Genomic DNA, 12062 nt, shown 5'->3' on the forward strand with positions numbered 1-12062 from the left:
ATAGCTGTCGCCAGGTTGCTTAGGACATTGGCTTTAAAGGGGGTGTGGGGGCTTTGCCCCCAGCCAGGGGTTCCCCCCTGCACCCTGTCCTAAGCCTGGTGGCTATAGCTATAAAACCCGGCTCTAGACCTGTAATCCGCAATTTGCAATCCAAATCTACAAATCTGCCATCTGAACTCAGAAGGGGGTGCCAATAATTGAGAAGTACAAACCTTTTTCCTGCAAGGTGTCTCTGCCTCCGGGAAAATCAACCAGGGGAATGCCCCAATCGAATCGAGCATTGAGGCGATCGCTGATCTGAAATCGTAACCCAACTCCCAGGGATGCGACAAAGCTAGGGTCGGGATCGGCAAAGCCGAAACGGTTCCAGCCGCCGCCAATATCGAAGAACGGCGCAATTTGTAATAGACCGTTAATCTGGGGCAGGCGCAGAATGGGGATGCGGACTTCAGCCGAAGCAAACACGCCGCTATCGGTCAGCAGAGCATCCTGACGATAACCCCGTACACTATCAATGCCGCCCAGAGAAAATTGCTCGAATGACAGCAGGGCGCGATCGGAGAGTTGCACGTCGCCCCGCAGCAGCAGTAATGTATTGGGAGCTAATAACCGCACCCACTGCGCCTGTCCGCGCCAGGCAAAAAAGCGGCTGTCGGGCGGTTCTTCATTAATGGTGGAACCCAGGGCATTGATACCGACACTGAACTGCGATCGCAGCGCAATCACTTCAATACTGCTGCGCCAGATGGCTTCCTGAAAGAATCGCAGCGCTGCCAGGCGAGTCCGCCCTTCATTGTCTGCCCCTGCCCCCGGAAAGGGAATTTCTCCGTCTAACAGGCTAGCCTGGCTCTGCTGATGGGTAAGGGTCAGCCCCAGTGCCACTTCCCGCGTGGGAGTTTGCAAAATCGGTTGACGGAAGCTCAGTTCCAGGTAGCGAGACCTCGACTCAATATCCAGAATGTCGAAGGGTTCTTCAATCACCCGGTTGTAGGAAATTCCAGTGCTGAAGCGGAGGGTGCCGTTGCGGGCATTCACCGGGAAGACATAGCTGAAATCAAAGGCATTGCTGCCATCGGTGTTGGAAAAAGACCCCGTCAGGCTATCGCCAAACCCCAAAAGGTTTGCCTCGCTTAATTGAATTTGCCGCTGAAAGGTACCCACACTGGGCACTCGCCCGTTATTCAGCAATATTTGGGCATTGAAGGTGTCTGCCTCTGTGATTCGGACCTCCAGCAGACTCTCTCCGGGGCGCGTCCCCGCCGACAGTTCTGCCGAAATCGACTGGATCAACGGATTTAGTTGCAACAGTTGCAGGGCTTCCAGGAGGCGATCGCGGTTCAGGGGTTTGCGAGTCGCAATCTCCAACCGGGATTCGATATAGCTGGGTTTTAGGCGGCGCGTTCCCGTTACCTGAATCGATTCCAGAATCCCCTCAACCACGCGAATTTCCACTACCCCTGCCTGCAACCGCTGGGGCGGAATGTAGGCACCTGAAGTGATGTAGCCATTGTCAATGTAAAGTTGAGTGACGGCCGATCGCGCCTGGAATAGCTCTGCAACAGTGATGGGACGTCTGGTATAGGGAGCAGTGACCCGATCAAAGTCTGCCTGACTGAATACTGTGCTACCCGTCACCTGAAACCGTTCAATGGTGATGGTTTGGGGAATTTCGCCAGGGGGCGTTTCTGGAGTTGGCGTAGGCAGGGTTGGAGTTGGAAGAAGCTGCTCTGGCGGTGGTAGAGGGACGGGTGGGGTCGGCTCTGGCTGGGGCTTAACGGATGGCGATTGAGGTTCACGCTGAAGTGGATTGTCAATACGGATGCGCTCCTGGGGTAACTGGGGGGGAGCTACCTGTGCCCGTGTAGGTGAAGCGGTCAGGGTTGCCATCATCAGGGCTACGCCAACCCAAGGCGGTGAAAAGACAGAACCAGAAGAACTCCCGCTGGCAAACTCTGGAGTCACTTTAAGCGATCGCTGGTTTTGGGCTGGAGTGTGTACAGCACCCATCAAACAATATTTTTCACTGCCAAAGAGATAGATGGGTTCATTGTAGTGGCGATCGCTCCACCTGATACCCAATTATTTAGCTGGAACCGGGCAGGGCGTCTGTGAAAATGGTTCTGACTGGGACTGAACCGCCGGAGTCGTAGCAAAAAGCACGACTTCCCCATTCCCATCCTTCACCCACCCCTGAGCCTCGACAATGGGCGGAACCGGAGGCGCGGCTTGCGAATTTCCTCCCTTTGCGTGTCCGCCTTCCAACCTCATCACCCGTCGCCTGTCGCCTGTCGCCTGTCGCCCTTCTACCGTCACCCACTCCGTTTGAATAGCCTCATTGTTCAGGGGAGCCGTTGGACTGGGTGGTAGCCCTCCCCGCCCGGTGACGACAAAAGAACTGGCAGCCTGATGAGTATTGGGCCCACACCCCTGAGCAATCTGATTCGATGCATCCACCAGGTTAGCGGGAAGTTCAGTCAGTCCTCGACTGGGGTCAACATCGGGGGTGTTGATGGTGACCACCCCGGCAATGCCAAACTCAGAACTGGCGGTGATATCACTCAGGGGGGTGAGGCGATCGCGCGGCTCAATGCCAAAAATGCCCTGGGTAGTGATGGTCACTCTGCCACCCGTGCCAGTGAACGCATTGGCGGTAATGTCGCTGTTTTCAGATCGAACAGCAATGACAAAGGGAGCATTGATGCGGATATTGCCGCCATTCCCCCCGGCCTGGGCCGTCCCCGCGGTGGTGGAAATTTGACTATTGCGACGCAGCAACAGTAAGTCTTGCAGTTGTAGAGTGATGTCGCCGCCGTTATTGCTGGCAGTTTGAGCAGAGATTTCCCCATTTTCTAACACGAGCCGACCTGCCTGGAGATCGATGCTGCCCCCGGTTCCGCTACCCTGGCTATCCACTGCAATCTTAGCCCCATCCCGGACGGTCACGATTCTGGGGTCAATGAAAATACTGCCACCATTGCCGCTGGAGGCGCTATCGGTATTGGCAAAGAGGCCAGTCCGTTCCCCAACCAGGGTCACAGCATCTAGAACATATAAGTTGATACTGCCTGCGTCACTGCCACTGGCTGTCGAGGTTTTGATTTGACTCCCCTGACTGGCTTCAAAAGTCGAGGCAAATACCCTGACACTGCCAGCATTTCCCTGACCTACTGTGCTGGCACTCACTTGAGCATCATTTGCTAGAGAGAATATTCCAGTTTGGATGTCGATATTGCCACCTCGACCTACCGCCCCTGCATTGACAGCGGTAGAAATGGAACTCTGGTTAAGCGCAGTAGCCTCCGTTGCCTGAACCAGGATGTTGCCCGCATTGCCTTGCCCAGAAGTGCTGGCACTGAGTTGGGCATTGTTCTCCAGAGACAGGTTGCGAGTTTGAATGGTGATGTTGCCCAGTTGTTCTGCCTCAGTGTTGAGAACGGCAGTGGGATTGACCGTTGACGCGATCGAACCATTGGAGAGGGAAACGGAATCTGCACCTGTCACCAGAATATTGCCCGGATTTCCCGTGGCGGATGTGGATGCGGAAATTTGTGCCCCCTCCCGAACCAGCAAGCGAGGCGTGGTAACGATCAAATTCCCCGCCGATCCACTGCCAAAGGTTTCGGTAAACAAACCGCTGGGGGAGTCGATCGCTCCGAAGGGTCCACCGATTGCTTTCCCTACCAATTCAACCGAATTGTTAGCATTGACCAGTAACGTTCCTCCTGGCCCTGGACCAGTTGTAGAAGCAGAAATACGCGCTCCTCCCTGAACCTGGAGCTTTCCGGTTTCAATGGTCAGAGTCCCAGCACTACCATCCGCAACACTGCTGACAAAAAGCCCACTGGAAAGGACTTCCAGAGAACGGAGTATGTTCGGGTCTGGATTCAGCCGCACAACCGTCACTGAATCTGAATCTTTAATCTGAATGTTGCCTGCGGTTCCGGCTCCACGGGTTGTAGCCAGTAAAAAGCTGTCACTGGCAAAGACGGTCTTTGCCTCAATCTCGATATTGCCGCCGCGCCCCTCCCCCCGTGTTTCGCTGGAGAGCTGGCTATTGTTGGTAAGGGTCAGGGTGCCTACTCGTAGAATAATATCGCCAGCGGGTTTGTTGCCCGTGTTGGAGGTAAAGAGTCCGGCGCGATCGCCACTGATACTGAGTGAACCTGTACGAATCTCAATATTGCCGCTTTGCCCTAAATCTCCCTGAGAAAGTTGGGCCGCCGTAGACAAAGTCCCTTGTTCCAGGCTGATTGAATTCGCTTCCACCACAATTTTCCCAGCATCTCCTGCACCTGTTGTTCCGGCATTAATACTGGCAATCTGCTCTGAACTACCCTTCAACATCAGTGCCCCGGTTCTGACCTTAATCGAGCCGCCCGGTCCCGGTCCAGCGGTCCTACTGGAAAGGGAACTCTGATCCAGAATGATGGCGTTCCCGGACTGGAGGAGGGTATTTCCGGCATTTCCGACCTGGGTCGCACCGCTCAGACGGCGAGTTTGATTGGAAATCTGGCTACCATTCAGCACGAAAATTGTATCCTGCGCTTCCAGCCTGATATCGCCAGAACGCCCTTCGCCAGTTGTAGATGTTACCAATCTCGACTGGTTGTTGAGAGTAATGGATTGGGCATTGAGCCGGATGTCGCCCCCCGCTTCTCTGCCTGCGGTGCCTGTAAAGATGGCACTGTTGACCAGGGTCAGGTCACGCGCCGCGATTGCCACAGTTCCTCCCAGTAGAGTATTGCCAAAGGCGGCATTAATCTGGGCCCGGTTGCTCAACGACACATTTGCTCGCCCATTGACCGCAGGAACCTGACTCAGAAACGGATTATTGTTGCTGTCTAAACCCAGAGCGACTGTGTTGTTACCCGGACTGCCGCCCGTCACCCCGGCAATGTCTACCCGTCCCTGCAAGGCATTCAGCCGTCCTCCATCCAGAATGACATCTCCCCCGACCAGCAATAAACTTCTGCCATTGGCAATCCGTAAGCCTGTCAAGGCCACTGGAATGGGGAATGGGAAGCCGGGAACACGGGCGATCGCGGTTCCCGCCGAAGCTGTAGAGCGGTTCTCGATCGCAGCGGCCACCTGGTTAAAAAACAGGGCTGAGGGATTAACACTCAGCAAAGGATTGGTGGATTCCACCGCTGAAGTTGCGGAAAACTCTGCGGCGGGAAACTGAATCGCGGTTGCCGTCGTTGCCACAAAAGAACCGCGAATATCCAACTGGGCACCGCGGCCAAATATAATCCCACGGGGGTTCATCAGAAAGAGATTGGCATTGCTGGTGGAGCGAATCATGCCTGCAATGTCAGAGCGACCATCCGTGATGCGGGCTAGGATGTTCGCTGCATTCAACTCATTCCGAAAATCGGCAATTCCTCTTTCGGGCACATTGAACTGGCTGAAGCTGTGAAAAAGATTTCTGCCAACATTTGTGCCGCCCGTAATCTCAAAGGTGTTGCCACCCCCGGCATTGGGAATCGTGTTTACCACCGTTCCCAAACCATTGGGCTGGACGAATTGAGCCTCCGCACTGGTTACTGTGAGCAGAGACCAACTCGCCAGGGAAAGCAGGGGCGAAACCCAGAGTAAATATCCGTGTGGCTTCATGACTTTCAGGCAAAAGAAGGGTCGTGGTCTGGTAAATGCGCCCTCAGAATCATCAAGCCCAACTCGCTCATGGGAGCATTGCGGAGTATCTTCCAGCAACGTCAGACATGACTGTTATTTCATGACTGTTATTTCATGTCGTCCCGTTTAGTGCTCTGGTTGATGACCTCTGGCAATCGCTGGGGCCGGAAGCCCAACACATAAGGCAAACTTCTGAAGAAACCCACCACCAGTTGCACAATGGTTGTGACAAAGACAATGAGGGCAATTGTCACTCCCCCCACCAGGGCCAGCAATACAGTTCCCGCCGCACCTAACCGTTCATCCGGAATCAATTCGTAATTCACGGTATAAACCGTACCGTCGTCCGGGCTGGTGAGGGTACGGGGAGATGGTCCTGGACCCAGCGGTAGGGCAGGAATTTGCGAAACGTCAAAAAAGAAGGGGAAATCCAGGAATATCCCCGTCTCTTGATCGGTTAACCGCTGCGCAATTTCCAAGGAACCCGGCGCAATAAAAGGGCCCGATGGAGTTGGGATGGGCACTCCCGGTGATGAAGAGGGTAAGTCGATGCTGCTTCCTGGCGATACGGTAAAGGGGCCCCAAATGATCTGTTCTCCAAACTTAACAACGATATCCCCTTGTAGAAATGGGTTTTGGGTCACGAATTGATTTCGTGCAATTCTGGTTAGCGTCAATCGGGACATTAGCTTGCTTTCCCTGCTAGGTGGACCTGAATGTAAACGATAATGGGCGATTTTCGTTCATTTTGAGAAACGCTAGATACTCTATTCAAGTACCCCGATGGGTACCTTTCTCCGGGAATTGCAACCATTTGCAACATCATTAACGCTACAGTTGGAAGGCGTCCCTTTTTCTGGTGTAAGTCTGCATCCCAATGGCTGATTCTTATCTCTCTAAAACGTCTAGAAAGCGCCCCATTCGGGAAACGGACTGGCGGTTGTTCTCCCGGTTGATTCCCTATGGGCTGCGCCATCGCCGCCTGTTTACGTTTTCGATGCTGCTGCTAGTTCCGGCTTCTGTTGCTGGAGCAGTGCAACCCATTTTAATTGGGCAGGTGGTTTCCCTGATTAAGCAAGAACCGACGACCTGGGAGTTTTTGCGCAACCTTCCCCTATCGATGGGAATTAATTTGCTGGCGGGGTTGTTGTTGTTTACATTACTGGCGCAATCGCTACTCGATGCCTGGCAGGGATTTCTGGTGCAAAAGGTGGGGCAGCAGATTACGGCAGATATCCGGGATGATCTGTTTCACCATGTCCTCTCCCTGGCAATGTGCTTCTTTGATCGCACTCCCGTAGGCAAGCTGATTACCCGTCTCACCAGTGATGTGGAAGCGTTAGGAGATGTCTTTTCGACTGGGGCGATCGGCATTCTGGGTGATTTGTTTTCCATCCTGATGCTGGTTGTCCTCATGTTTTTGCAACAGTGGCAACTGGCGCTGATGCTGGTGGTCATGCTGGTGCCGGTGACGGTGCTGATTATCTATTTCCAGAACCAGTACCGCAAGGCAAACTATCGTGCCAGGGATGAGCTTTCTGCACTCAACTCAATGCTGCAAGAAAACATTGTGGGCATTGCAGTGGTGCAGTTGTTTCGCCGGGAAGCCTTCAATGCGGACCTTTTCCGCACAATCAACCATCGCTACATCAAAGAGGTTGACCGCACAATCTTTCATGATTCATCTATTTCAGCCACACTGGAATGGATTTCGCTGGTAGCGATCGCCGCTGTCCTCTGGCTGGGCGGCAATCTCATCCTGAACGATGCACTCACCTTTGGGCGGCTGGCAGAATTCATCCTGTTTGCCCAGCGTTTGTTTGACCCGTTGCGGCAATTTGCTGAAAAGTTCACGGCCATCCAGGCGGGACTGACTTCGATTGAGCGGGTCAGCGATATTTTAAATGAACCAGTCGAGATTCGGGATGCGGAGAACCCCCAATCTCTTTCACTGCATACCAGCAGTGCAACAGGCGAAATTCGGTTTGAGCATGTCTGGTTTGGTTACAAGCCTGATGAGTATGTCATCAAAGACCTGAACTTCGTCATCCATCCTGGTGAAAAGGTGGCGCTGGTGGGTCCAACGGGAGCAGGCAAAAGCTCAATTATCCGTCTTCTCAGCCGCCTTTATGAAGCTTCCGAGGGCCGCATTCTGGTCGATGGCATCGACATCCGCGAGCTCCCCCAAACAGAGCTGCGCCGCCATGTAGGGGTGATTTTGCAAGATGGTTTTGTGTTCGCCGGGGATGTAAAAAGCAATATCACGCTGGGAGAGACTTACTCGTTTGCAGAAATTCAGGCCGCAGCTCGCAGCACCAACGTCGATCGCCTGATTGAACAACTGCCCCAGGGATACGACACTCCTCTACGGGAACGGGGCACCAATCTTTCTGGGGGACAGAAACAATTGCTGGCCTTTGCCCGTGCCGCCATCCGCAACCCCCGCATTCTGGTGCTGGATGAAGCAACCGCCAGTCTGGATGTGGGCACCGAAGCCCTGATTCAGGAAGCCCTTGATCGCCTGCTGGAAGGACGAACGGCCATTATTATTGCCCATCGCCTGTCCACAATTCGGAATTGCGATCGCATCCTGGTGCTGAAGCGGGGGCAACTGGTTGAGTCGGGCAATCACGAAGAGTTACTGGCCCAGGGCGGGTTATACGCCAGTCTGTACCAACTGCAAATGCTGGAAACCTGACACGATCTCACCATGGTGGATTTGTTGCTTGTGATAGCATTGGGGTTTTTAGGAAGTTTTGGTCACTGTGTCGGCATGTGTGGGCCATTGACCGTTGCCTTTTCCCTGACTTCCCAACCCCAGTCGGCTGCACCAAACTGGAGGCAGCAGCTTTCCTTTCATGGGCTATTGAATTTGGGACGGATTGCCAGCTATGCCCTAGTGGGTGCGGGAATTGGTGCGATCGGCTCTGTGCTGGTTGCCGGAGGGCAACTTGCTGGAATTGACAGTCTCCTGCGGCGGGGGCTCACCATCCTCACAGGCTGCCTCCTGATCTGGATAGGGTTAGCCCAAATTACTCCCCAAGGGTTACCCCGGATTCCGTTTCTGCACCCCCTCTTACAGGGAGGATGGCACCAGCGTTTGAGTGCAGCGATGATGAAGTTTTCCCTTCAGGCTCGCTGGTGGACTCCTGCCCTGTTGGGGATGACCTGGGGGCTAATCCCCTGCGGATTCCTTTACGCGGCTCAGATCAAGGCGGCTGAAACGGGTGACCTCTGGAGGGGGGGAGCCACCATGCTGGCGTTTGGGCTGGGAACCGTGCCCTCAATGCTGGGTATTGGCCTGTTCAGTTCCCGACTGAGTGCAGACCGGCGCAGTCAGCTATTTCGCCTGGGGGGATGGGTGACGCTGGCGATCGGCATTCTGACTTTGCTGCGCACTGATGCAATAGTGGACTATACCGGGCACGGGGCACTGATTTGCCTAATCATGGCACTGATCGCCCGTCCCATCAGTCGGTTTTGGGCACAGCCGTTGCAGTATCGCCGTGCTCTGGGGGTAGGAGCCTTTGCCTTCGCGATCGCTCACACCCTTCATATGATAGACCACACATTTAACTGGAACCCGGAAGCCCTCTCATTCATGCTCCCAGTCCACCAGATTGCCATCTGGATGGGAACAGCGGCTCTGTTGCTAATGCTGCCAGCCGCGCTCACCAGCTTTGACTGGATGGTGAAAAAGTTGGGCAAGTTCTGGCGAGTTATCCACTTGCTGACGGTTCCAGCCTTTGTTCTGGCGATCGTCCACACCCTTTTGCTTGGCTCCAGCTACCTGGGTGGACTTGAGTGGACCGTGGCTCAGAAGCTAATGTCTGCCCTGCTGGTGGCGATCACAACCTCCACCCTGCTCATTCGTACTCGCTGGGTATGGGCCCTTTTAGGGGTGGAAACTTTTTATTCGCCCCCTAAGAGGGGACAGTAGCATCAGAAGTTGAGGTTGTGTCGTACCGCATGATAAGTAGCTGGTGGTCTGTCATGAAACCTCCTGCCTGGGGGCGCAGCCCCTACTCCCCCCTGACAATTAATGATGGCTACCTACTTGAGACGTTATAGCTATAGCCACTAGGCTTAGGACGGGGTGCAGGGTGGAACCCCTGGCTGGGGGCTGCACCCCCACACCCTCTTAAAACCAATGTCCTGAGCAACCTGGCGACAGCTATTCTTTTCTACCAGAACCCTGACTTCTTTCCTGGGGAAAAATCTACTTGCCGCCGTAGTAAAAAGCAATCTCTTTATCTTTCAAAGGTGCAAAATCTGCCGCAATCAACATTTGGTTCAATTCATCCTGAGGAATGTGTTTCGCGCCAATGCGCACAATCCGCGATCGCATCGTATTGGATACCCCACTTCGCTGCCGCCCGGCTTCAAGCTCCATCACCTGTTGATACAGTTCCAGTTTTGCAGGGGGAATCGGCGTGCCATCAAAATCAATCCCGCGAGCGATCGCCTCATCTACTGCATCTGCGCCCGTTGTACTCGGCAAATTTGCATCCAGAGTCATCGTCATCACCACCCTACGCCAAGAGAATTGTATCAAAGGAGCGATCAAAATTCTTTCAATTGCACCTTTCTGCCGGTCCCGCCAGTCGCTATTATCCCTTCCTTAAGACGTTCCCTGGATCAAACCTTACCCAAAATGCTATAATTTAGAATGCGATGGCGAGCGTAGCCAAGTGGTTAAGGCAGCGGATTGTGGTTCCGCCATTCGTGGGTTCGAATCCCATCGTTCGCCCTTTGTGATTAATAATGGCTGGTTAACAGTGACTGATACAGCGGAACCAAAGTTCGTTTCGGGGTGTAGAGATGGAACCCTCAAATCCCTATGTCGCAAACCTATATCGCAAAATTCATAGCGGTTTTCCACTAAAACATCAATACTAAAATATCAGTATTGCTATTGGGATAGAAATCCTCTCGCAGAACAGAACCGAAAAGGACCAGTTCGGTGATTGCTAGTGTTCTAGACATGGGGATAAGGATCGAGTGCATCCCACTTTTGTGATAAGTATAAATGCTTAAGCCAATTTTTAAAGATAACACTACACTTTGAGCAATTCTCTCCACCGTAAAAGTCCTATGGGTGCGGACAAAAAGCTCAAATTCAAGCGCATGCACAAGCGATTGCAGTCTTATTGTACGAAGAAACTGACCCTCAACAAGTGAAAACGCTCGCAGGCATTGAAGCAGCAGTTCGAGGTCACTTACTTGAGCATGTCAGTCCCGAAATCGGGAATTTTTTATCCAAACAAGCAGTGGCACAACCACTAGACGAAAACGAGGCATCGCTAGCATCCTCGGACAATTAAGCATCAGTAAGAAACAAGCTCAAATCCTTAATGGTGAAGCGTACTAATGGTGAAGCGTACACTCGCTGGAGTCCTCATTTGGTCAAGTGTTGGTTGTTGTTGAGTGCGAATGAATCTTACGCACGAGCCGCCGAAGACATTGAGTGTTTAACTGGAATTGGCGTGCCCATAGTACGCAACAGCGGTTAGTGCATCGTCAAACCTTTGAGGAGCCGCAAGTGTGCCAAATGGTTACCGAAATGAGTGTAGACGGTGGTAAAGTTCGACTCCGCCCCCTCTCAAGGGGAGCCTTGTCAATGGCGCGATTACAAGGCCGTCAACCTGCTCCACCAAATTGTCAGTGCGTTTTTTCAAGCCAACCCTAGTTTGGTAAATTGGGTCAAGGCTCAACCGTTGTCTGACCCGTTATTAGCGGTAGTCATTATGGTTAGGACGGGGTGCAGGGGTTCCACCCCTGGCTGGAGGCGAAGCCCCCACTCCCTCTCTAATTCCAATGTCCTAACGCACCCGCGTAGAGCTATAACGTGTTTGGGGGATGGACATGATGGCATCTGGACTCTCTACGACCAGATTGGACCTCCGACCCAAAGACGTGAGGTTTTAGACTGTTATCCCTTAGTCGAGAATTTGGGCAAGGTGGGCGGCTCTCAACGACGCTTGGATGCCTTGGAAAAATGGTTATTGCAAGGCAACTGCCCAGTTCAGGGGGGTGGCATCATCAGCGGGTTCGTACTTTTATTGCCTATTTGGACAAGTATCGTCATCAGCTTGTCAACTACGCCTATTTTCCAGCTGAAGACATTTTCATTGGTTCAGGCGCAGTCGAGTCAACTGGCAAGCAGATTGGTCGACGCATCAAACTAGCAGGCGCACAATGGCAAAAAAAGAATATCCCACAGTTGCTCAAGCATCGCTGTGCTTACCTCAATGGGTAGTTCTCAAAGTGAATTTTACAAGATTAGGTGCTCTCTCAAACTTAAAAGTGATTTTGGTTTCCAACTAATCCGATTTGAGGTAATCGGTGAACCCCACCTTGAATGGAAGCTTTGCCTGGAGTGTACTCCAGCGGCTGAATCTCCACAATCAGGTTTGCACCCTTATCAT

At 53.1% G+C, this 12062-nt stretch carries 8 protein-coding genes, 1 tRNA gene and 1 pseudogene; 5 read left to right on the top strand and 5 right to left on the bottom strand.

Annotated elements, in window-relative coordinates; translation table 11 throughout:
• Positions 1-177: 177 nt before the first annotated feature.
• The 3 genes from P4D80_RS04335 to P4D80_RS04345 form a co-directional block, all read right to left on the bottom strand.
• Positions 178-2079, bottom strand: a complete 1902-nt coding sequence (locus P4D80_RS04335; protein ID WP_421657653.1) for a ShlB/FhaC/HecB family hemolysin secretion/activation protein — start codon at positions 2077-2079, stop codon at positions 178-180.
• Positions 2080-5613: a filamentous hemagglutinin N-terminal domain-containing protein gene (locus P4D80_RS04340; RefSeq protein ID WP_421657654.1), complete on the bottom strand. Its 3534-nt coding sequence runs from the start codon at positions 5611-5613 to the stop codon at positions 2080-2082.
• Positions 5614-5741: 128 nt separating this feature from the next.
• The gene (locus P4D80_RS04345) at positions 5742-6278 is read right to left on the bottom strand and encodes a hypothetical protein (RefSeq protein WP_421657655.1); all 537 of its coding nucleotides are present in this window, start codon (positions 6276-6278) and stop codon (positions 5742-5744) included.
• 233 nt (positions 6279-6511) lie between these two features.
• On the opposite strand from P4D80_RS04345, the gene P4D80_RS04350 reads away from it, so the two are divergent.
• Positions 6512-8332, top strand: coding sequence for an ABC transporter ATP-binding protein (locus tag P4D80_RS04350; protein ID WP_421657656.1), 1821 nt, complete (start codon positions 6512-6514; stop codon positions 8330-8332).
• A gap of 12 nt (positions 8333-8344) precedes the next feature.
• Complete coding sequence (locus tag P4D80_RS04355; RefSeq protein WP_421657657.1) at positions 8345-9574, top strand: sulfite exporter TauE/SafE family protein; 1230 nt, start codon at positions 8345-8347, stop codon at positions 9572-9574.
• 279 nt (positions 9575-9853) lie between these two features.
• Here P4D80_RS04355 and P4D80_RS04360 read toward each other — a convergent pair whose 3' ends face one another.
• Complete coding sequence (locus P4D80_RS04360) at positions 9854-10159, bottom strand: DUF4090 family protein (protein ID WP_421657658.1); 306 nt, start codon at positions 10157-10159, stop codon at positions 9854-9856.
• Between the two features lie 152 nt (positions 10160-10311).
• Between P4D80_RS04360 and P4D80_RS04365 the strand changes: the two genes are divergently transcribed.
• Positions 10312-10384: transfer RNA gene (locus tag P4D80_RS04365), tRNA-His, on the top strand.
• Between the two features lie 131 nt (positions 10385-10515).
• Here the strand turns inward: P4D80_RS04365 and P4D80_RS04370 are convergent.
• Positions 10516-10620, bottom strand: coding sequence for a nucleotidyltransferase domain-containing protein (locus P4D80_RS04370; RefSeq protein WP_421657659.1), 105 nt, complete (start codon positions 10618-10620; stop codon positions 10516-10518).
• Positions 10621-11483: 863 nt separating this feature from the next.
• Between P4D80_RS04370 and P4D80_RS04375 the strand changes: the two are divergent.
• Together P4D80_RS04375 and P4D80_RS04380 are read left to right on the top strand one after the other, a co-directional pair.
• A pseudogene (locus P4D80_RS04375) lies at positions 11484-11588 on the top strand (ISKra4 family transposase); the annotation flags it as partial.
• Positions 11589-11632: 44 nt separating this feature from the next.
• Positions 11633-11893 carry a hypothetical protein gene (locus P4D80_RS04380; RefSeq protein ID WP_421659624.1) on the top strand — a complete coding sequence of 87 codons (261 nt, stop codon included), beginning with the start codon at positions 11633-11635 and terminating at the stop codon, positions 11891-11893.
• Positions 11894-12062: the final 169 nt, after the last annotated feature.

The organism is Leptothermofonsia sp. ETS-13 (assembly GCF_049200465.1).
Classification (GTDB): Bacteria; Cyanobacteriota; Cyanobacteriia; order Leptolyngbyales; family Leptolyngbyaceae; genus Leptothermofonsia.